Below are 22,558 nucleotides of genomic sequence, written 5' to 3'. Positions count from 1 at the left end.
GGTGCGATCTTTGCTCCCTCGCCCTTTTGGGAGGGGCCGGCGTGATGGGTGTTCAAACCCGCAGTTTATTTCTCCCGATCCACCTCACACTTCCCCTCTCTTTTGTGAAAACTGTCACTTCAGTCCGTGCATATGCACAAAAAATGGTCGGCGCTTAGCGGAATTTGTCTAAGGAAGTGGATGAATTTTGCGCTTAAAGTTAGTTTCGAAACGGCTTTTCAAAATTAGAGCCGCTCTGAACCTCTGTCGCGTTAAGGACTGATAATGAAAATTGAATCTGTAAACGTCACCGTCTTCCAGTACCCGACGCGCCGGGCCTCCGACAGCGCCGGGCATTCGCATCCGGGGCCGGAGAGCCTGGCCAGAATGGCGATGCTGACCATCACGACAGACGATGGCACGCAAGGGTATTCCTTCGCCCCGCCGGAAGTAGTGCGCTCCTTTGTGGTTAATACCTTCTTTCGCAAGGTATTGATTGGCCAGGACGCGTTTAACCGCGAGCGCATCTGGCAGGACCTGGCGCACTGGCAGCGGGGGAGCGCGCATCAGCTGACCGAGCGCGCGCTGGGCTTCGTGGAACAGGCGCTGTGGGATCTCATCGGGCGCAAGCTCAACATGCCGGTCTGGAAACTGCTCGGCGGCTATCGCGACAGGGTTCCGGCCTACGGCAGCACCATGTGCGGGGACGATCTGCCGGGCGGGCTTTCCACGCCGGATGAATACGCCAGCTTTGCTGAAAAGCTGGTGGCGCGCGGTTATAAGGCCATCAAGCTGCACACCTGGATGCCGCCGGTCTCTTTCGCCCCCGATCCGAAGATGGACGTCAAAGCCTGCGCCGCCGTGCGCGAAGCGGTCGGTCCGGATATCGACCTGATGATTGATGGCTACCACTGGTACAGCCGCACCGAGGCGTTGTACATCGGCAAAGAGCTGGAAAAGCTCAGCTTCGCCTGGTTTGAAGAGCCAATGGAAGAGGAGAGCATGGCCTCCTACGCGTGGCTGGCGGAGAACCTTTCGATCCCGATTATCGGGCCGGAAAGCCTGGGCGGGAAACATCACAGCCGCGCGGACTGGGTGAAGGCCGGGGCGTGCGACATCCTGCGCGCCGGGGCAAACGGCGTGGGAGGCATCTCACCGACGTTAAAGGTGGCGAACCTTGCGGAGTCTTTCGGCATGGACTGCGAAATCCACGGTAACGGGGCGGCAAGCCTGGCGGTGATTGGTGCCATTAAAAACTGCCGCTGGTACGAGCGCGGCCTGCTGCACCCGTTCCTCGACTACGACGAACCGGCGGCGTACCTCAACAGCCTGGTCGACCCGATGGATGAAAACGGCATGGTCAGCCTGCCGACCCGCCCCGGACTGGGCGAAGACATTAATTTTGCATATATCGAAGCCAATACCGTCAGCCACGACTGACAGCTAAAAAAACGTACCCTACAGGCGATATATACATGAAAAGAACTTCCTTAGCCGGGGCGTGCTTATTCGCGCTCTCGCTGATGATGGGGAGCGGGGCCGCGTATGCGAAAACGCCGCCCGACCAGCTCATCATCGGCATGAATATGAACAATCTGCTGACCCTCGATCCGGCGGCAATGACCGGTAACGAAGTGGTAGGCATTGTGGTTAATCTCTACGATTCGCTGGTGGAACTGGATCCGAACGACCTCACCAACGTCAGGCCCGCGCTGGCAGCGTCCTGGGACATTTCTGCGGACCGTAAAACCCTGACCTTCCACCTGCGCGACGGCGTAAAATTCCATTCCGGCAATCCGCTGACGGCGGAGGACGTGGTGTGGTCGATGCGGCGTCTGCTGCACCTTAACCTCGCCCAGGCGTCGGTGTGGAAATCCTACGGCTTTTCTAAGCAAAACATCGACAGGCAAATCAGCGCGCCCGATGCCCGGACCGTCCAGATTGAGCTGCCTAAGCCTAACGATCCGCAGCTGGTGATTTACTCTCTCGGCGCGTTGGGCAACCTCGGCGTGCTCGACAGCAAAACGGTACAGCAGCATGCGGTAAACAACGACTGGGGCAACCGCTGGCTCACCACTAACGAGGCCGGCTCGGGCCCTTTTATGCTGGAAACCTGGCAGGCGAAAGACGTACTGCGTATGCAGCGTAACCCGCACTACTGGCGGGAAGCGCCAAAGATGAGCCGCGTGGTGCTGCGCCATTTTCAGGAGTCGCAAACCCTGAGGCTGATGATAGAGAAGGGCGACCTCGACATCGCCAACAACATGGCGGTGGCGGACATTAACGCCCTGCGCAACGATCCGCAGCTTACCGTCGAAGCCGTGCAGAAAGGCACGGTTTACTACGTGGCGATGAGCATGAAGGAGGCGCATTTCGCCAACCCGAAGGTGCGCGAAGCGGTGCGTTACCTGATTGACTATCAGGGCATCAATAAAGCGCTGATGCCGGGCTACGGCGTGCTGCACCAGCGCCCGATTAAAGCCGGTATGCCGTCCACGCTGCCGGACCCGGGCTACAGGCTGGATATCCCGCGCGCTAAAAAGCTGCTGGCAGAGGCGGGCTACCCGGACGGGTTTGATACCACCCTGCGGGTGCTGGCAGATCAGCCTTTCCTGAATATCGCCATCGCCGTGCAGTCGACGCTGATGCAGGCGGGGATCAACGCCAAAATCATCACCGGCACCGGGAACCAGATCTACGGCGCGATGCGCGAGCGCAGATTCGACATGCTGGTAGGGCGCGGGGGGAGCGGGGTTGAGCCGCATCCGCACTCCAGCCTGCGCGCGCTGGTCTATAATCCGGACAACAGCGACCAGGCCCGGCTGACCAACTTCCAGGGCTGGCGCACCAGCTTCTATGACAAGCCGCTCAACGAGATGATCGACAGGGCCCTGCTGGAGCGCGACCCGAAAAAACAGATCGCCGATTACCAGCGGATCCAGGTGCGCTACGACGCGCTGATCCCGGCGATGATCCCCCTGTCGCAGATGGTGGATTCGGTGGTGGTGCGTAACGAGGTTAAGAACTTCCAGTCGCACCCGTCGGCAACCACGTTCCTGCGTGAGGTCTACAAAACCGGAGGTGAACAATGAGTGCGGCGATCCTCGCGCCCGGCTCCCGGACCCGGCGCTTCTCTAAGCGGTTGACGCAGGTGGTGGTAACGCTGTTCGGCCTGCTGCTGCTGACCTTTTTCATCGGCCGCGTGATGCCCGTCGATCCGGTGCTGGCGATTGTCGGCCCGGATGCCGATCACAGCACCTATCAGCAGGTGTATCACCAGCTGGGGTTCGACAAGTCGCTGCTGACGCAGTTTGGCATATACCTCAGCAATCTCCTGCAGGGCGATCTGGGCAACGCGCTGCTGACGGGCAAACCGGTTACCGCCGATATTCTGCGCGTCTTCCCGGCGACGCTGGAGCTGGCGACAATGGCGATTATCGTCGGCGCGGGCTTAGGGATTCCGCTGGGAGTACTGGCGGCGGCGCGGCGCAACAGCGTATCGGATTACGTGGTGCGCATCATCAGCCTTGCGGGCTATTCCACGCCAATATTCTGGGTCGGGATGATGGGGCTGCTGCTCTTTTACGCCTGGCTTGGCTGGGTAGGCGGCGCAGGGCGTCTCGATCTCGGGCTGGAGGGATTAGTGCCGCGTCGCACCGGGCTGATGACGGTGGATGCGCTGCTGGCAGGAAACAGCGCGGTGTTCTGGAACGCCATTAACCATCTGGTGCTGCCCGCGTCGCTGCTTGGCTTCCACTCTCTGGCCTACATCAGCCGCATGACGCGCAGCTTTATGCTGGCGCAGCTGTCGCAGGAGTTCATCATTACCGCGCGGGTGAAAGGCTTAACCGAACGTCAGGTGATCTGGAACCACGCGTTCCGCAACATTCTCGTTCAGCTCCTGACGGTGGTGGCGCTGGCCTACGGCTCGCTGCTTGAGGGGGCAGTGCTGATTGAAACCGTCTTCTCCTGGCCTGGCTTCGGCTCTTATCTTACCGGCAGCCTGCTGCTTGGGGATATGAACGCGGTGATGGGCTGCGTGCTGCTGGTGGGGATTATCTTCGTGATGCTCAACCTGCTCTCCGACATGCTGTATCAACTCTTTGATCCGAGGACGAAATCATGACCGTTTCGCTGGATACGCCGCTGGGGGCGGGACAGTCCGAAAGCCGCCAGCGTATCAGACGCGCGCTGGGGCGCGCCGCCAGCTTTGTCGGCAGAATGGCGCGCAACCCGCTCACCGCCATCGGCGGCGGGATTATCCTGCTGCTGCTGATTGTGGCGGCGTTTGCCCCACTGATCGCCCCGTACAATCCGCTGGTGCAGGATCTTAACAACGCGCTGGTCGCGCCGAACGCAGAGCACTGGTTCGGCACCGACGAGTTTGGTCGCGACATCTTCAGCCGGCTGGTGTACGGCGCGCGCATTACGCTCTATATCGTGCTGCTGGTTTCCGTCACCGTCGGTCCGCTGGGGCTGCTGCTGGGCGTGACCGCAGGTTACTTTGGCGGCAAGGTTGATGCGGTGCTGATGCGCGTCACCGATATCTTTATCTCGTTTCCGAGCCTGGTGCTGGCCCTGGCGTTTGTCGCGGCGCTCGGGCCGGGGCTGGAGCACGTGGTGATTGCCATTACGCTCACTGCCTGGCCGCCGATTGCCCGCCTGGCGCGCGCCGAAACGCTCTCGTTGCGGCAGGCCGATTTTATCTCCGCCGTACGTTTGCAGGGAGCGTCCCCCGCGCGCGTGCTGTGGCGCCACATCGTCCCGCTGTGCCTGCCGTCGGTGATTATTCGTATCACCATGAACATGGCCGGGATCATCCTCACCGCGGCCGGACTGGGCTTCCTCGGTCTCGGCGCGCAGCCGCCAGAGCCGGAGTGGGGGGCGATGATCTCCAGCGGCCGTACCTACATGATGGAGTGCTGGTGGGTGGTAACTATTCCGGGGCTGGCGATCCTGATTAACAGCCTGGCGTTCAACTTCTTAGGAGATGGCCTACGTGACATCCTCGATCCCCGCAGCGAATAACACCTTGCTCGACGTGCGCGACCTCCACGTCGATTTCATCAACGGCGGCGCGGTTACAAACGCGGTGCGCGGCGTCTCTTTCCAGCTCGGACGCGAGAAGCTGGCGATTGTTGGCGAATCTGGCTCCGGTAAATCCACCGTCGGGCGGGCGCTGCTGCGCCTGCATCCGGCCAAGGCGCAGATCCGCGCCGAGCGGATGCAGTTCGGCGATGTCGATCTTCGCATCGTCAGCGAGGCGCAGATGCGCGGCATTCGCGGCAAGCGGATTTCGATGATCATGCAGGACCCGAAGTATTCCCTCAATCCGGTGGTGTGCGTGGGGGATCAGATTGCTGAAGCCTGGCTGACCCATCACCCCGGGCGCAAGGCTGAAGCCAAAGCGAAGGTGCTGGAGATGCTCGACGTGGTGCGTATCCGCCAGCCGGAGCGGGTTTACCACCTCTATCCGCACGAGATTTCCGGCGGGCAGGGGCAGCGCATCATGATCGCCATGATGCTTATCACCGATCCGGAGCTGGTTATTGCCGACGAACCCACTTCGGCGCTGGACGTTTCGGTTCGCCTGCAGGTGCTGGGCCTGCTCGACGACCTGGTGCAGTCCCGCGGTCTGGGGCTGATCTTCATCAGCCACGACATCAACCTTGTGCGCAGCTTCTGCGACCGGGTGCTGGTGATGTACGCCGGACGGGTGGTGGAGTCGATTGCCGCGAAGGAGCTGCACAACGCGAAGCATCCCTATACTCAGGGCTTAATTAGCGCACTGCCGGAAATCAACCATCGCCGCCCGACGCTGCCGGTTTTGCAGCGTCAGGCCAGCTGGCTCACCGATTAAGGAGCAGAGATGATCGAGATAAAACACCTCAACCTGACGTTTGGCGAGGGCGAAAAGCGCAATCAGGTGCTGGATGATGTGAGTATTAGCGTTGCGGAAGGGGAGATTTACGGCCTGGTGGGCGAGTCCGGTTCGGGCAAAACTACCGTGCTGAAATGCCTTGCCGGGCTGTTTATCCACTGGGAGGGCGAACTGGCGATTGACGGCAGGCCGCTGGAAAAGCGCATCAGCCGTGAACGCTGTCGTCGGGTACAGATGGTGTTTCAGGATCCGTACGGCTCGCTGCATCCGCGCCACACCATCGGCGATATTCTGGAAGAGCCGCTGCACATTCACGGTATAAAAGACCGGGATCGGCGCGTTCACGCCCTGCTGGATAAAGTGGGGCTGAACCGCGCCTTTCGTGACCGCTATCCCCATCAGCTTTCAGGCGGACAGCGCCAGCGCGTGGCGATTGCCCGGGCGCTGATTCTGGAGCCGCAGGTGCTGCTGCTGGATGAACCGACTTCCGCGCTGGACGTTTCCGTGCAGGCGGAGATCCTTAACCTGCTGGCGGAGCTCCAGCGTGAGTCGAATCTGACCTACCTGATGGTGACGCACGATCTGGGCGTGATTGCCCATCTGTGTCGGAAGGTGGCGGTGATGCAGTACGGCAAAATTCTCGAAAGCCTGACGGTAGACGAGCTGGTCGCCGGGAAAGCGAAGACCGACTATACGAGGATGCTGGTCAATGCCAGCCAGCAGTACTCCCGCGAGATGGCGCGGGAGGTGGCGGTGTATTAGGTTTGTGCGATCCGTTGCCCTCACCCGCAGGGTTGAGGGGGGAAAGCGTAGGCCGCTACCCGGTAAAATATCAGCGCAACAGCTGACAGTCAGGCGGCAGCCGGCACTGCAGCGCTCCGGGCAAAACTTCGATGCGGAAGCGCTCTCCGCTCAGCGGCTCCCCGTCTAGGTTAAAGGTCATGCCGTGTGGGGCGATCACCTCAAACCACGCGGATTTCCCGTCGATAATATTTGGGCTCTCCTCCGGCTGCGTCAGCGTGGTGAACAGCGCTGGCAGCAGCCCGTCGCCGGTAAAAATACGCAGCTGTAATTGACCGTCGTTGATCAATGCTTCCGGGCAAAGCTGCTGACCGCCCCCCGCCTGCCGCCCGTTGCCGATACCAATCACCAGCGCGTCGCCCTGCCAGTGGAAGTTTTCACCTTGGATCTCACAGCTGTCGGGCCTGAGCGTATCCATGCGCATCAGGCCATGGATGAGATACGAAACGCCGCCCAGCGCGGCCTTAAGTTTTTCCGGCGTTTCGCTGGTAATGCGGGTGCCGAAACCGCCCGTCGCCATATTGATAAAGCAGGTTTTTTCATTAACCTGAGCAATATCGACGGCGGTAGCCTTACCAAGAATGGCCAGCTGTAGCGCTTTTCCCACATCCTCCGGAATACCGGCGCTGGTGGCAAAATCGTTGGCGGTACCGAGCGGTAAAATCCCCATCGCCGGGCGAGCTGCGGCGTTGAGGTCAATGAGCGCACCGGCGATCTCGTTGATGGTTCCGTCGCCGCCGCCGGAAATGATGGTCTGAACACCTAACCTGATGCCCTCGTCGATGTAGCGCGCCGCATCGCCTTTTTCAAACGTTACCCGCACGTGTATGCATGCTCCGTCTTCACGCAATTCGGTAATCGCCTGGCGCAGCAGATCGTTGCCTGCACTCTTGCCGTTAAGAATTAATAAACTGTCTGGATAGGTTGCCATCCGGGTTGCTCCCTTTTTTAGCTATAGAAAGAGTGTATCCCAGAGAGGGAAAAAGCGGGTAAGAACAGGATGAAAGGCAAAAAATAAGCCCGCGTAAGGGGCTTTGAAATCGACTAAAGAACCCCGTAGCGCTTACAGTGCATACTACTGCCGCTCAATTGACTATTGTGGTCCACGTTTGAGGTGTGACATTGGCCTTGCCTCGATTTTGAGCTGCTTACGCCAGACCCGATTATGTAGCGTTAGCGCAATGGAGCGGTAAAAAATCGATGAATTCATCCACATAATGTTCAGAAAGAAACATCCCAGCCCCAGCAAAGAGGTTATTTGCGGTGTGTAGTTCTCAACAGGGCCGAATAAAAGCGAAATCCCCGTCCAGATGAAATAAATGATGCTCATTATGCCTGTCAGCGTAATGACGAAAATATGCAGTTTATATCCAGGTAAAGAACCTCGTGTAGTCAGAAACATCGTGCTCATCACTACCAGGCAATACACAATCGCTGCAATGAATACTCCCATCATAACCTTAAATTCGGGTAAACCGAGCCAGCGAAACAGTAACAACCAGAGGGACACTTGCAGCATGGCGTAGCAAAAAATAGCCAGTAACGTGCTCACTGCCAAAGGAATTCCTGTCATATGGACGCCCACAGGAACGCCGAACCGATCTTTTAACTGTTCTTTTAATGTTTCAAGCTGGTTGAGATCATCGGTCGCCATTTTACTTTTAACCAAAGCACTTAATGCAAGGCTATCTTTAATGTATTTCATCATGGACGGGTCAAAAACTTCCTGTAAATGAAAAAGACTGAATTAAACCAAAAATGTATTTACCCGTTTGTGCAACATTCTGTGGATTTCTGATATTTCCTGAGATGGCACTTCCAACGAAGGCAGAAGAATTTGAAATGGTATTCAGCAACTCACGCTGTAAGAGCAACTGCAACGCTTCTGACGGATAACGTTTGGGATACACGCCTGCCTTCATTGCTGCTTTTACACCTGAATTCGAGATGCCGGGATTGCGGATACGAATAATCTCCTCTGTTAATCGCGTACGGTCGGCCCGGCTCATTTTTTGTAATAAGGAGAGCAAACTCTCAGACGATGAACGGTTAAGAAGGCGATATGTTAATGCAGCGCTTTTTAGACCCGCAGCAGCCCCGGCAAGAGAAATCGCATCCAGGGCTGTGTTGGTTGCTGTATACCACTCCTGGGAGTCCATCCACGCAACGTAGTCATCATGATTCATAGCAATCAACGATAGTCGGCCAAGCCCATTTGCACATTGAATTCCAGTTGCTACACCACCGGCTAAAATCACAGCGGCTATAGCACCGGAAGACCCTGCAGTGAGAGGTATAGCCATACCGGCCCCTGCCGCAAGTACAACAGTAAGAATTGCGGCTCCGCAGGAAATTGCCGTTGAACCAATTTCAGTCGCCAGGGAAGGGGACTGAATCGTAGCCGTTGTTGCATGAACGGGGTTAACTTGTGAGGCATTTACTTTGGTTATGACTACATGACTAACCGAGCTTTCGTTTGGTGTCGCAATCCTTCTTGATGGCCTTACTAGCCACTGACGTGTACCGTCTGAGTAGATAATCCCGGCCTGGCTAAAATTTCTGCTGCAGTCTAGTTGACCAGCAAGTGCTGTGAAATTTATATCGCCGCCAGAGGCAAGACCAAGACTGCGTGCGAGTTCGTAATCTGGAAGATCTTTTGAAAACTGTCCTGTGAATGTCACTTCATCTCTCCGTCCGTGTGAAACGTTGACTGTTATTAAATCAAGAGTAAAGGTCCTGTTAACACTTAAAATTAGGAATGTTCCGAATAGTGTTCATCCCTCTCAAATCCATTAAAAAATGTGATTAGCATCCTTTGTTCGTTCGATTTCCTTAGATGATACGCCTGATGCTGACACAAACCTTTCCCGGGTCAATGCAACGCCATATTTATCAGGGGGAAGAATTTCAGGAGTTAACAAAAAAATAAGCCCGCGTAAGGGAGATTACGCAGGCTAAGGAGGTGGTTCCTGGTACAGCTAGCATTTATGGGTTATGTTTTTCAGCGGGGGGGATAATACCCATATTGAACGAAGCGGTATGTGATCCGATTCTAAGAATTATCCCGGCGCGAAAAAATCCCGCTGATTGACTATTTGCCGTGCGGATTTCGGGTGTTTTCACCTTCAAAATTGCGCATCAACAGCGCAAACTCCAGCTCCACCTCTTCCGGTACCGGCAGCCACACGGTGTGTCCGTCACCCGGCGCAACCTCAATCGCTTCACCTTTACCGTTTTCCAGATGCTCCAGACGGAAGTTCATGTTGCCCTGCGGGGTCATCAGCTCCAGGCTGTCGCCTTTGGTGAATTTGTTTTTTACCGCCACGGCCGCCAGCGCGCCTTTGCGCTCGCCGGTGAAGTCGCCGACAAACTGCTGACGCTCGGAAACGGAGTAGCCGTGATCGTAGTTCTGGTAGTCGTCGTGCGTATGGCGACGCAGGAAGCCTTCGGTATAGCCGCGATGCGCCAGGCCTTCCAGCGTTTCCAGCAGGCTGGTGTCGAACGGTTTTCCGGCGGCGGCATCGTCAATGGCTTTACGGTACACCTGCGCGGTGCGGGCGCAGTAGTAGTAAGACTTGGTGCGGCCTTCAATTTTCAGAGAGTGCACGCCCATCTGGGTCAGGCGCTCAACGTGCGCAATGGCGCGCAGATCTTTCGAGTTCATGATGTAGGTGCCGTGCTCGTCCTCAAAGGCGGTCATGTACTCGCCCGGACGTTTGGCTTCTTCAATCATAAACACGCTGTCGGTTGGCGCGCCGATGCCAAGCGTAGGCTCAACGTTCGTAACCGGTATCGGCTCGTGTTTGTGCACGATATTGCCTATGTCATCCTCTTTGCCTTCCTGAACGTTGTACTCCCAGCGGCAGGCGTTGGTGCAGGTACCCTGGTTCGGATCGCGCTTGTTGATATAGCCGGAGAGCAGGCAGCGGCCGGAGTAGGCCATGCACAGCGCGCCGTGAACGAAGATTTCGATTTCCATATCCGGCACCTGGGTGCGGATCTCTTCGATCTCTTCAAGGGACAGTTCGCGAGACAGAATGACGCGGGTCAGCCCCATCTGTTTCCAGAATTTCACCGTTGCCCAGTTGACGGCGTTAGCCTGCACGGAGAGGTGAATATCCATCTCCGGGAAATTCTCCCGAACCAGCATGATTAAACCCGGGTCCGACATGATCAGCGCGTCCGGCCCCATGTCCACCACCGGCTTCAGGTCGCGAATGAACGTTTTCAGCTTGGCGTTGTGCGGCGCGATGTTGACCACCACGTAGAATTTTTTGCCCAGAGCATGCGCTTCGTTGATGCCGAGCTGCAGGTTCTCGTGGTTGAATTCGTTGTTGCGCACGCGCAGCGAGTAGCGCGGCTGGCCCGCGTAGACGGCGTCGGCACCGTAGGCGAAAGCGTAACGCATATTTTGCAGCGTTCCCGCCGGGGAAAGGAGTTCCGGTTTAAACATGTTTGTTCTCGTTCTGATGACAGGTCAGATCCGCATACACCTGGTGCAGCGGTAAGGGGAGATCCCCCACTTTAAGGGCGGGCATTGTAGCGCTGCGGGGCGGGGAGGTAAAGCCCGGACCCCTCACCCTAACCCTCTCCCCAGGGGGGAGAGGGGACTAAAACACCATCTTCCCCCTGGGGAGATGGCAGGGTGAGGGGAGAATGTTGTCAGGTAATCCGGCACGCGTCCGCTTCCCAGCGATACCCCACGCCGTACACCGCGCGAATAAACGACTGGTCGGCATCCAGCGCCTCCAGCTTGCGGCGCAGGTTTTTGATGTGGCTGTCGATGGTGCGGTCGGTTACCACGCGGTAGTCGTCATACAGGTGGTTGAGCAGCTGTTCGCGGGAAAACACTTTCCCCGGCTCGTGGGAGAGGGTTTTAAGCAGGCGGAACTCGGCGGGCGTCAGGTCCAGCATTTTGCTGCGCCAGCTCGCCTGGAAGCGGCTTTCGTCAACAATCAGCGGGCTTTGCGCATCCTGCACCTGGAGTTCGCGCTGCGGCTTGCAGCGGCGCAGAATGGTTTTCACGCGGGCAACCACCTCCCGCGGGCTGTATGGCTTGCAGATGTAATCGTCGGCGCCAATTTCCAGTCCCAGCAGGCGGTCGATCTCTTCTATTTTGGCCGTCACCATCACGATGGGAACGTCGGAGAAACGACGAATCTCGCGGCACAGGGTCAGGCCGTCGGTGCCCGGCAGCATCAGATCCAGCAGGATCAGATCCGGCGGCGTCTGGCGCACGTAGGGCAGTACCTGGTCGCCGTGGCTGATAAGCGACGGGGCGTAGCTTGCGGCGCGTAAATAGTCGATCAGTAACTGCCCAAGCTTAGGCTCGTCTTCCACGATCAAAATGCGGGGCGTGTTGTCGTCAATCGGTAATTCGGTCATGCTTCCCTCGATAAATCCCGTTCCAGAGGTAACTCTACTGTAATGCTAACCCCGCCAAAAGGCGAATGCGCGGCGCGAATGGTGCCGCCGTGCGCCTCCACGATGTTGACGCAAATCGCCAGCCCGAGACCGGAGCCGCCGCTGGCACGGTTGCGGGAACCTTCGGTGCGGTAAAAGCGCTCGAACAGTTTTTCCAGCTGCGCATCCTTTACGCCAGGGGCGGAGTCCGCGAAGGTCAGGGCAAAGCGTCCGTTCTCCTGCCTGCCGGAAATATGCAGCGCGCCGCCGCCGTCGGTATAGCGAAGGCTGTTTTCCAGCAGGTTATTGAACAGCTGCATCAGGCGATCTTTGTCGCCAAACACCACCGCGCTGTCCGGCAGCGAGAGGTTGATTTTCAGGTCACGGCTGGCGAAGCGTTCCCGGAACGCGCCGGTCGCGACTTCAAGAATATTGATCGCGTCGACTGGCGCCTTCTGGTAGGCCAGCGCGCCTTCGTCGGACATGGACAGCTGATGCAGATCGTTCACCAGCTTGGTCAGCGTACCCACCTCCGCCTGCAACGAGGCCACGGATTCGGGGGTGAACTGCCGCACGCCGTCCTGAATCGCCTCCAGCTCGCCTCGCAGCACCGCCAGCGGGGTGCGCAGCTCGTGCGAAATGTCAGCCATAAAGTCGCGGCGCATCTGCTGGTTTTTCTCCAGCGTGCTGGCGAGCTGGTTGAAGTCCTGCGCCAGCTTGCCCAGTTCATCCTGACTGCGGGTGTCCACGCGGGTAGAGAAATCGCCCGCCGCCAGCTTGTGCGTACCTTCAACCAGACGCTTAACCGGCGCCAGCAGGCCCCGCGCCAGCGGGAAGGTGGCGAGTGCCGCAAGCAGGGTGGAGAGGGCGACGATCAGCCAGCTGGTCTGACGCTGCTGGCGGTCAAAGTTGATGTCGGTGTTGCGCGTCAGCCGCTCGACCGGCGAGGCAATAACCCAGCCTACCGTGGCGCCGTTCGAGGTGATGGCGCGCTTTGTACCATCCGGCGGTACCGGCGAGCGCGGGCCGACGAGCACGCGCCTGTCCTGGTCTATCACCCAGAACTGGGTGCGCCAGCCGTGCGGCGGCATGCCCGGCCCCGGGCGGTCGTCGTCATTATCGTGCTCCAGCGAGCGAAGGATTTGAAACACAAAGCGGTCGTTGTTGCGCAGAAAACGCCAGTTACCGTGCAGGCCGTACTGCTCGCCCAGCGCGTCGCTTAAGCCCTGTAACCGCTGCTCGTTTCCGTGCTTGATGTAATCAATAAAGCCGCGCTCGAAGCTGACCCGCACCGCCCAGTGCATGGTGATCAGCAGAACAATACAGGTGGCGAAAATGGCTAAAAAAAGCTTGCCGGTGATCCCGGGACGCCAGAATTTCATGGTGCACTCCTTTTGCCGCGGCGGAGCACGACGTTTTTAGTCGCGTCATTCGGCACTCTGGCAAAGATAAAAGCGGGCAGGGCGATAATGACCGCCATGCTGATATAGGTAAAGAAAAAGACCTGATGCGCGACGGGGGTGTCGACGCTGAGATGCTGCTGGCCGTACATACCCAGCAGCATACCGGCCACCGTGACCCCCACGCTCATGGAAAGCTGCATGATCATCGACAGCAGGCTGTTGCCGCTGCTCGCCAGCTCGTCCGGCAGATCCTTAAGCGTCAGGGTGTTCATCGATGAAAAGCGCATGGCGTTGATTGTCCCCTGCAAAAACAGCACCAGCGGCAGGATGTAGTACCAGCCCAGCAGCGCCACGGCCATAAACAGCAGGCTGACCAGCGCCAGCCCGAGCGTTGACGCCACCAGCACGCGGCGATAGCCGAAGCGGTTTACCACCTGCACCACGATGCGCTTCATCCCCATGCTGCCGAGCACCATCGGGATCATCATCAATCCGGCATGGAACGGCGAAAAGCCCATGCCGATCTGCAAAAACACCGGCGTCATAAACGGCAGCATACCGCTGCCGATGCGCCCGGCGAAGCTGCCGAGCAGCCCCAGACGGTAGGTGGGGTTTTTAAACAGGTTCAGGCTGAACAGCGCCTTCTCGTTGCCTCTGGCATGCCACAGGTACCAGAGGATGGCGGTAATTCCCAGTCCTACCAGCGCGGCGAGCGAGAGGGCCGAAATGCCCAGCCCTTTTTGGCCGTCGAGCGCCAGGGTGAGCGTTGCCATCCCGGCAGCCAGCAGGATAAAGCCGAAGAAATCGAAGCGCCGGGTCTGCATTTTGTAGTTCGGCATCAGCATCAGGGTGGCAATCGCGCCGATGATGCCGACCGGAAGGTTAATCAGGAAAATCCAGTGCCAGGACGCGTACTCCACCAGCACCCCGCCCAGCGCCGGGCCGAGCAGCGGGCCAACCTGGCCGGGCAGGGTGACGAAGGTCATCGCCGCCATATACTGCTCGCGCGGAACAATTTTCATCACCGTTAAACGCCCGACGGGCACCATCATCGCGCCGCCGACGCCCTGCAGCACGCGCGCCATCACCAGCCGATCGAGGGTATTGGCCTGAGCGCACAGCAGCGAGCCGGCGGTAAACAGCACGATGGCGGTAAAGAAGATATTCCGCACGCCGACCTTATCCGCCAGCCAGCCGCTGGCGGGCAGCATCACGGCGACCGTCAGCACGTAGGCGACAATCACCATATGCATGTGCAGCGGGCTCTCTCCCAGGCTTTTGGCCATCGAGGGGAGGGCGGTGTTAACGATGGTCGTGTCCAGCGACTGCATAAAGAAGCCGAACGCGACTATCCACAACTGCCAGCGAACGTTACCGGGGAGTTCGGTCATTTACTCGGTCACCGTGATTCTCTTTTTACGCGAAAAACGCAGCCGCAGGCGATCGAAGAACAGATAGACCACCGGCGTGGTGTACAGGGTCAACAGCTGGCTCATCACCAGCCCGCCGACGATGGTGATCCCCAGCGGCTGGCGCAGCTCAGAGCCGTCACCGCCGGAAATAACCAGCGGCAGGGCACCGAACAGCGCCGCAAGCGTAGTCATCATGATCGGGCGAAAACGCAGCAGACAGGCCTGAAATATCGCCTCGTCCGGCGTGAGGTTGCCGTTGCGCTGGGCGTCCAGCGCGAAGTCGACCATCATAATCGCGTTTTTCTTCACAATACCTATTAATAGCATGATCCCGATAAGCGCGATGAGGCTGAAGGGCGCACCGAACAGCTCCAGGGCCAGCAGCGCTCCCACGCCCGCTGAAGGAAGCGTTGAGAGAATGGTTAACGGATGCACGTAGCTTTCATAAAGCACGCCCAGCACGATATAGACCGTCGCAATCGCCGCCAGAATCAAAATGACCTGCGAGTTCATGGTCTCCTGGAAGACCTGCGCCGTACCGGCAAAGCTGCCGCGCACGGAGGAGGGCACCCCGAGCTGGGTCATGGCGCGGTTGATGGCATCGCTGGCCTCAGAAAGCGACGAGCCGGTCGGCAGGTTAAACGACACGGTCGAGGCGGCAGAAAGCCCCTGATGGTTCACCGACAGCGGTGCGTTCGACGGCTGCCAGCTGGCGAAGTACGACAGCGGAATCGCCTTGCCGTCGCTGTTGATGACAAACATCTTGTCCAGCGCGCTGATGTCCTGGGTGTAGCGCGGATCCACCTCCATCACCACCTTATACTGGTTCATCGGCTGGTAGATGGTGGACACTTCGCGCTGGCCGAAGGCGTTGTTAAGCAGGCTGTTAGCCGCTTCGACGTTAATGCCCAGCCGCGCCATGGTTTCACGATCGTAGGTGAGCGCCATCTCCGCGCCGTTGTTCTGGCTGTCGGAGTTCACGTCCGCCAGCTGCGGCAGCGCGGCCAGCGCTTTACGTATTTTCGGCTCCCACTCGCGCAGGGCGGATAAATCGTCCGAGAGCAGGGTGTACTGGTAGCTGGCGTTAGCCTGACGACCGCCGACGCGGATATCCTGAACGGCCATCAGAAACAGGTTTGCCCCCGGCTCTTTGGCGAGCTTCACCCGCAGGCGGTCAATCACCTGCTGCGCGGTGTCGTTACGCTCGCCGCGCGGCTTAAGGGTAATAAACATCATCCCGCTGTTAACGCGCGAGCCGCCGGTAAAGCCGGTCACGTTGTCCACGGCCGGATCTTCCCGGATGATCTTCATAAAGTCCTGGAGCTTGCCGCGCATCGCCTGGAACGAAATGCTCTGGTCCGCCTGAATGCCCCCCATCAGCACCCCGGTATCCTGCTCCGGGAAGAAGGTTTTTGGGATGGTGATGTACATCCAGACGTTAAGGCCAATGGTGGCGATAAGCACCAGCCCGACCATCCGCGTGTGGTTCAGCACCCACTTCAGCGACCTGCCGTAGCCCTCCTGCATCGCCATCAGGAAACGGCCAAAGCCTTTGCGGCGCGGCTGGGAGTGCGGCCTGCTGCGCCTGAGCATCCAGCCGCACATCATTGGCGTGAGCGTCAGCGAGATAACCAGCGAAATGCCAATCGCCACCGAGAGGGTAACGGCAAATTCACGCAGCAGCCGTCCGGGGAGGCCGCCCATCAGCAGCAGCGGCAGGAATACCGCCACCAGCGACAGGCTCATGGACAGCACCGTGAAGCCCACCTCGCGCGTTCCCTGAAGCGCCGCCTGCAATGGCTTCATGCCTGCTTCCAGATGGCGCGAGATATTCTCCAGCACCACGATGGCGTCATCCACCACAAAGCCGGTGGCAATCGTCAGCGCCATCAGCGACAGGTTGTTGAGGCTAAAGCCGCACAGGTACATGGCGGCAAAGGTGCCTATCAGCGACACCGGCACCGCAACGGCGGGAATAAGCGTGGCGCGACCCGAGCGCAGGAACAGAAACACCACCAGGATCACCAGCGCCACGGAGATAATCAGCGTTTGCTCTACCTCTTCGAGCGAGGCGCGAATAGTGGGGGAGCGGTCCTGCGCAATCTGCAGATCGATTGCCGCCGGAATGGTTTCCTGCAGCTCCGGCAGGCGCGCGCGGATGCTGTTCACCGTCTGGATGATGTTGGCTTCCGGCAGCTTGCGGATCATCAGCAAAATTGCCGGTTTGGCGTTGGTCATCCCAGCGTTACGCACGTCCTGCACCGAGTCGGTAACGCTGGCGACGTCGCTTAAGCGCACCGCCGCGCCGTTGTTGTAGTGAATAATCAACGGCTGATACTCGGCGGCGGTTTTCAGCTCGTCGTTGGTCTGGATCTGCCAGCGGTGGCTGCCGTCCTCAATCGCCCCCTGGGGCTTGCGCACGTTGGCGCTACTGATGGCGGAACGCACATCGTCCAGCGACACGCCCTGATTAAACAGCGCCTGCGGATTCAGCCCCACGCGCACGGCGGGCAGGGAGCTGCCGCCGACGTCCACGTCGCCCACGCCGTCAATCTGGGCAATGGTCTGCGCCAGCTGCGTGGAGGCAAAATCGTACAGCTCGCCCTGAGAGTAGGTCTCCGAGGTGAGCGTCAGGATCATGATCGGCGCATCGGACGGGTTGGCTTTGCGGTAGGTTGGGCGGCTCGGCATGCCGCTCGGCAGCAGGCTTTGCGCGGCGTTGATCGCGGCCTGCACGTCACGCGCCGCGCCGTTGATGTCCCGGTCGAAGCTGAACTCCAGGATGATGCGCGTGCTGCCCAGCGAGCTGCTGGAGGTCATTTCGTTGACCCCGGCAATGCGCCCAAGCGACCGTTCAAGCGGTGTTGCAACGGACGAGGCCATGGTTTCAGGCGACGCGCCCGGCAGCGAGGCGCTGACCATGATCACCGGGAAATCCACCTGCGGCAGCGGCGCCACCGGCAGCAGCCGGAAGCCCAGCACGCCGCACAGCGTAATGGCGACGGAGAGCAATATGGTCGCCACCGGGCGGTAAATGAAGAGGGCGAAAAACTTCACTTACGCCTCCTCTTCACGTTTCGGGAAGCGGCTTTTCGTCCACAGCGCCAGACGGTCAAACAGCAGGTAAATGACCGGCGTGGTGAACAGCGTCAGCACCTGGCTCACCAGCAGGCCGCCGACCATGCCGATACCCAGCGGACGGCGCAATTCCGCCCCCACGCCGGTGCTCAGCATCAGCGGCAGCGCGCCCAGCAGGGCGGCGAGGGTAGTCATCAGGATCGGACGAAAGCGCAGCAGGCAGGCCTGGAAGATAGCCTCGCGCGGCGCCATGCCCTGCTCGCGCTCGGCGGCAAGGGCAAAGTCGATCATCATGATGGCGTTTTTCTTCACGATCCCGATAAGCAGGATGATGCCAATTATCGCGATCACGTCCAGCTCGCTGCCCGCCAGCATCAGCGCCAGCAGCGCCCCTACGCCCGCCGTCGGCAGGGTGGAGAGAATAGTGATCGGATGGATAAAGCTCTCATACAGCACCCCGAGCACGATATACATCGCCACCACAGCCGCGACAATCAGCCAGACGGTGCTGCCCAGCGCGGCCTGGAACGCCAATGTACTGCCCTGGAACTGGGTCTGAATGTCGGACGGGAAGCTGAGCGCTTTCTCTGCGCCCAGAATAGCCTCCACCGCCTCGCCCAGCGAATAACCGTCCGGCACGTTGAAGGAAATGGTGGTGGACGGGAACTGATCGAGATGGTTAATCGACAGCGGGGTATGACGCTCCTCCACCGTCGCGATGGCGCTTAGCGGCACAATGCCGCCGTCTTTGCTGGTCAGGCGTACCGAGTCCAGCGCGGCCAGCCCCGGCGTATTTTCCGTGTTGTGCTCCAGCACCACGCGGTACTGGTTCGCCTGGGTATAGATGGTGGAGATGAGGCGCTGGCCAAAGGCGTTATACAGCGCGTTATCCACGTCGGACATGGTAATGCCCAGGCGGCTGGCGGTGTCGCGGTTGACGTTGACGTAGGCCGCCAGCCCTTTGTCCTGCCAGTCGCTGCTGACGTCAGAAACCTGCGGCAGCGCCTTCAGCCTGTCGACCAGCTGCGGCACCCAGGTGCTCAGGGCCTCGAGCGAGGTGGCCTGGAGCGTGAACTGGTACTGCGTGCGGCTTACCTGGGTATCGATGGTTAAATCCTGAATCGGCTGCAGGTACAGCTCAATGCCCGGCACCCGTGCCACGGCGCTTTGCAGGCGCTCAATCACCGCGCTGATCCGGTCGTCGCGGTCATCGAGCGGTTTGAGGTTAATTTGCAGGCGCGCGCTGTTCAGCGCCGGGTTAGTGCCGTCCACGCCCACGTAGGCGGTCAGGCTTTCCACCGCCGGATCTTTCATGACGATCTCCGCCACCTGCTGCTGGCGCTGCGCCATGTTCGCGAAGGAGACCGACTGTGGCGCCTGAAGCGTGCCCTGAATAATGCCGTTATCCTGAATCGGGAAGAAGCCTTTCGGGATGAATACCCACAGCATCACGCTGAGCGCCAGCGTACCCAGCGCCACGCCGAGCGTTGCCCAGGGATGGTTCAGCACTTTCGCCAGCACGCGGCCGTAGGCGGCAATAACGCGCTCGAACATCCGCTCAGAGGCGCGGGAGAAGCGGTTTTGCCTGCGCAGGGACTCATGGCTCAGCATGCGGGCGCACATCATCGGCGTGAGCGTCAGCGACACCACGGCGGAGATGAGAATGGCGACCGCCAGCGTGACGGCAAACTCGCGGAACAGGCGGCCGACGATATCGCCCATAAACAGCAGCGGGATCAGCACCGCAATCAGCGAAAAGGTCAGCGAGATGATGGTAAAGCCAATTTCGCCGGCCCCTTTCAGCGCGGCGGCCAGCGGTTTTTCGCCCTTTTCGATATAGCGCGAGATGTTCTCGATAACCACGATGGCGTCATCCACCACGAACCCGGTGGCGATGGTCAGCGCCATCAGCGTCAGGTTGTTGATGGAGAAATCGAGGAACACCATCACCGCGAAGGTGCCGACCAGCGAGAGCGGCACCGCGACGGCAGGAATGATGGTGGCCGGGACGTTACGCAGGAACAGGTAGATGATCATCACCACCAGCGCAATCGCCAGCATTAGCTCAAACTGGGTGTCGGTGACCGAGGCGCGAATGTTGGTGGTGCGATCCGAAAGCACCTTCACGCTGACCGACTTCGGCAGGCTTTCCACCAGCTGCGGCAGCATGGTGCGAATGCTGTCGGCGGTATCAATAATGTTCGCGCCCGGCTGGCGCTGCACGTTCATGACGATTGCCTGCTGCCCGTTGGCCCACGCCCCGAGCCAGCTGTTTTCGGCCCCTTGCTCAACGGTAGCCACGTCGCCAAGGCGGATCGGCGCGCCGTTTTGATAGGCCACAATCAGCTGGCGGTACTCATCGGCGGACTGCATCTGGTCGTTGGCGGAGAGGGTGACCGCCCGGTCAGGGCCGTCCAGCGAGCCTTTCGCCGAGTTGACGTTAGCGCTGCTGATGGCGGTGCGAATGGTTTCGCTGGTCAACCCCAGCGCGGCGATGGCCTGGGCGTTGAGCTTAACGCGCACGGCGGGGCGTTGGCCGCCCGCGAGCGTTACCAGCCCCACGCCTGAGACCTGCGAAATCTTCTGCGCCACGCGGGTTTCGACCATGTCTTCCACCTGCGTCATCGGCATAGCGGACGACGTCACGGCAAGCGTCATGATCGGCGGATCCGCCGGGTTGACCTTGCTGTAGACCGGCGGGTTCGGCAGGTCAGACGGCAGCAGGTTGGTGGCGGCGTTAATGGCGGCCTGCACCTCCTGCTCGGCAACGTCCAGCGACAGCGTAAGCTGGAACTGAAGCGTCACCACCGACGCGCCGCCGGAACTCTGGGAGGACATCTGCTTCAGGCCAGACATCTGGCCAAACTGGCGCTCCAGCGGGGCGGTGATGGCGGACGTGACCACATCCGGGCTGGCGCCCGGATAGAGCGTGATAACCTGAATGGTCGGGTAGTCCACTTCCGGCAGCGCCGACACGGGCAGAAAACGGTAGCCAATTATCCCGGCCAGCAGGATCGCCACCATCAGCAGGGTCGTTGCGACCGGACGTAAAATAAACAGGCGTGAAGGCCCACCTGTGGAGCTCGGCGGCATTACCTGCATCAGGCTTTTGCTCCCGCGGTCCGGGCTTCCACCACCTCGACCTGCGCGCCTTCGGTCAGGCGGTCGATACCGTCGGTCACGACGCGGTCACCCGCAGAAAGTCCGGCGTCGATGACCACCGTCTGGCTGTCCTGGATGCCGGTTTTCACCAGATGCTTGCTAACCTTGTTTTCGCCGTTGAGCACCCAGACAAAGTTGCCTTCACTGCCCATTTGCAGGGCCGCCGTTGGGATCACTACCGCGTTTTCCTCGGTCGCAACCAGCATTCGCGCATTGACGAACTGGTTCGGGAACAATGCATCGTCCTGATTGTTAAAGCGTGCTTTTAGCTTGATGGTGCCGGTAGTGGTGTCGATCTGGTTATCCAGGCTCAGCAGCGTGCCTTCGCTCAGCTTCTTCTTGTTGGTGCGATCCCAGGCTTCCACCACCAGCGCTTTTCCGGCCTTCTGCGCCTGCACTACCGTGGCGATGTCGCTTTCCGGCAGGGTAAAGACCAGATCGACGGGATGCGTCTGGGTGATCACCACGATGCCCGTGGTGTCGCCGCTGGAAATTTGGTTGCCGATATCCACCTGCTTCAGGCCGACGCGCCCGTCAATCGGCGCGACGATCCGGCTCCAGTCGAGCTGCAGCTGGGCGCTGGCGACCGCGGCCTCGTCGGCCTTAATGGTCCCCTGAGACTCGCTGACCAGCGACTGCTGGGTATCCAGCTCCTGACGCGACACGAGGTTGGTTTTGACCAGCTGCTGATAGCGGGCTAAATCACGCCGGGCGTTGGCAAGGGTAGCTTTATCTTTCGCGAGCTGCCCCTGCGCCTGCGCGAGCGCCACCCTAAACTGGCTTGGATCGATTTCGGCCAGCAAATCCCCGGCTTTCACCTGCTGACCTTCCTGGAAGTGAATGGCCATCAGCTGGCCGTCCACGCGGCTGCGCACCGTGACGGTGTTGGCGGCGGTTACGGTTCCAAGCCCGGTGAGATAACGAGGTACCGCTTTATTCACCGCCGTTGCCGCCTGCACCGGCGCCAGCGCGCCGCCGCGCATACCCTGGCGACCCCCGCCCGCCGGGCGCTGAGACGGGCTGCTGGCGCCTGCGGGAGCCGTGGAGTTCGCGGACTGGCTGTGCCAGTACCAGGCGGCGGCAAGGACCACCACAAAAAGACCTGCGGCGATTGCCCAGCGGGATTTGTTACTGCCTTTCATCGTTATACGTTCTCATCCTGAAGCTCTTTCGGGGAATGATACTAGTTTAGTCAGGTAACACAGCGGAAAAATGGAGGAAATATGGAACACTGTCAGGAATGGTCTGAATGGAGGTAAACGCAAAACGGCAACATCCGTTGCCGTTTTTGGTGTTTGCACCCTCTCCCTGTGGGCTGAGGGATCCCCAGTAATTTTTTTACCGAAAGCGACGAATGTTGTTTCAGGAAAATAAATGAATTACAGCGACGCCCTGGTCCGGCTGTAAATCGCTGAGGCGTTTCCTGCAGGCCGGGGCGA

16 protein-coding genes are annotated in these 22,558 nt (G+C 59.5%); 6 read left to right on the top strand and 10 right to left on the bottom strand.

Features of this window, described 5'->3' with window-relative positions:
• The first annotated feature begins 264 nt into the window (after positions 1-264).
• From OWK27_RS04960 to OWK27_RS04935, 6 genes are read left to right on the top strand one after another with little or no spacing between them, the layout of a single operon-like run.
• Entirely contained in the window at positions 265-1,419 is a 1,155-nt protein-coding gene (locus tag OWK27_RS04960) for a mandelate racemase family protein (RefSeq protein ID WP_267589951.1), read from the top strand.
• A 35-nt stretch (positions 1,420-1,454) separates the two neighbouring features.
• Entirely contained in the window at positions 1,455-3,071 is a 1,617-nt protein-coding gene (locus OWK27_RS04955) for an ABC transporter substrate-binding protein (protein WP_267589950.1), read from the top strand.
• Positions 3,068-4,105, top strand: coding sequence for an ABC transporter permease (locus tag OWK27_RS04950; RefSeq protein WP_242172176.1), 1,038 nt, complete (start codon positions 3,068-3,070; stop codon positions 4,103-4,105). Before OWK27_RS04955 ends, OWK27_RS04950 begins: the two co-directional genes overlap by 4 nt.
• A complete protein-coding gene (locus OWK27_RS04945; RefSeq protein WP_193355580.1) occupies positions 4,102-5,007 on the top strand; it encodes an ABC transporter permease in 906 nt (301 codons plus the stop codon). Before OWK27_RS04950 ends, OWK27_RS04945 begins: the two co-directional genes overlap by 4 nt.
• Positions 4,979-5,839: an ABC transporter ATP-binding protein gene (locus OWK27_RS04940; protein ID WP_267589949.1), complete on the top strand. Its 861-nt coding sequence runs from the start codon at positions 4,979-4,981 to the stop codon at positions 5,837-5,839. Before OWK27_RS04945 ends, OWK27_RS04940 begins: the two co-directional genes overlap by 29 nt.
• Positions 5,840-5,848: 9 nt before the next feature.
• Positions 5,849-6,622: an ABC transporter ATP-binding protein gene (locus OWK27_RS04935; protein WP_267589948.1), complete on the top strand. Its 774-nt coding sequence runs from the start codon at positions 5,849-5,851 to the stop codon at positions 6,620-6,622.
• Positions 6,623-6,692: 70 nt separating this feature from the next.
• Here the strand turns inward: OWK27_RS04935 and yegS are convergent, their stop codons facing one another.
• The 10 genes from yegS to OWK27_RS04885 all read right to left on the bottom strand — a co-directional run bounded on the left by yegS (position 6,693) and on the right by OWK27_RS04885 (position 22,261).
• Positions 6,693-7,592 (bottom strand): lipid kinase YegS, encoded by a 900-nt coding sequence (gene yegS / locus OWK27_RS04930; protein ID WP_038416387.1) that lies wholly within the window; start codon positions 7,590-7,592, stop codon positions 6,693-6,695.
• 162 nt (positions 7,593-7,754) lie between these two features.
• The gene (locus OWK27_RS04925; protein WP_252004391.1) at positions 7,755-8,369 is read right to left on the bottom strand and encodes a hypothetical protein; all 615 of its coding nucleotides are present in this window, start codon (positions 8,367-8,369) and stop codon (positions 7,755-7,757) included.
• 7 nt (positions 8,370-8,376) lie between these two features.
• Positions 8,377-9,342 carry a hypothetical protein gene (locus OWK27_RS04920; RefSeq protein WP_267589947.1) on the bottom strand — a complete coding sequence of 322 codons (966 nt, stop codon included), beginning with the start codon at positions 9,340-9,342 and terminating at the stop codon, positions 8,377-8,379.
• Positions 9,343-9,752: 410 nt separating this feature from the next.
• Positions 9,753-11,114 carry a tRNA 5-hydroxyuridine modification protein YegQ gene (gene yegQ, locus OWK27_RS04915; protein ID WP_176609918.1) on the bottom strand — a complete coding sequence of 454 codons (1,362 nt, stop codon included), beginning with the start codon at positions 11,112-11,114 and terminating at the stop codon, positions 9,753-9,755.
• 209 nt (positions 11,115-11,323) lie between these two features.
• On the bottom strand, positions 11,324-12,046 hold the full coding sequence (baeR, locus tag OWK27_RS04910; protein WP_148418255.1) for a two-component system response regulator BaeR: 723 nt from the start codon (positions 12,044-12,046) through the stop codon (positions 11,324-11,326).
• Entirely contained in the window at positions 12,043-13,446 is a 1,404-nt protein-coding gene (gene baeS / locus OWK27_RS04905; protein WP_242172181.1) for a two-component system sensor histidine kinase BaeS, read from the bottom strand. Before baeS ends, baeR begins: the two co-directional genes overlap by 4 nt.
• Entirely contained in the window at positions 13,443-14,858 is a 1,416-nt protein-coding gene (locus OWK27_RS04900; RefSeq protein WP_267589946.1) for an MFS transporter, read from the bottom strand. The genes baeS and OWK27_RS04900 overlap by 4 nt, the downstream gene beginning before the upstream one ends.
• On the bottom strand, positions 14,859-17,936 hold the full coding sequence (gene mdtC / locus OWK27_RS04895) for a multidrug efflux RND transporter permease subunit MdtC (RefSeq protein WP_148418252.1): 3,078 nt from the start codon (positions 17,934-17,936) through the stop codon (positions 14,859-14,861). It lies immediately after the preceding gene.
• Entirely contained in the window at positions 17,937-21,059 is a 3,123-nt protein-coding gene (locus OWK27_RS04890) for an MdtB/MuxB family multidrug efflux RND transporter permease subunit (RefSeq protein WP_267589945.1), read from the bottom strand.
• Complete coding sequence (locus OWK27_RS04885; protein WP_267589944.1) at positions 21,059-22,261, bottom strand: MdtA/MuxA family multidrug efflux RND transporter periplasmic adaptor subunit; 1,203 nt, start codon at positions 22,259-22,261, stop codon at positions 21,059-21,061. The genes OWK27_RS04890 and OWK27_RS04885 overlap by 1 nt, the downstream gene beginning before the upstream one ends.
• Positions 22,262-22,558: the final 297 nt, after the last annotated feature.

Source organism: Enterobacter cloacae complex sp. 2022EL-00788 (assembly GCF_026627565.1).
GTDB classification, from domain to species: domain Bacteria; phylum Pseudomonadota; class Gammaproteobacteria; order Enterobacterales; family Enterobacteriaceae; genus Enterobacter; species Enterobacter pasteurii.
This window is presented reverse-complemented; position numbering and strand designations above follow the sequence as displayed.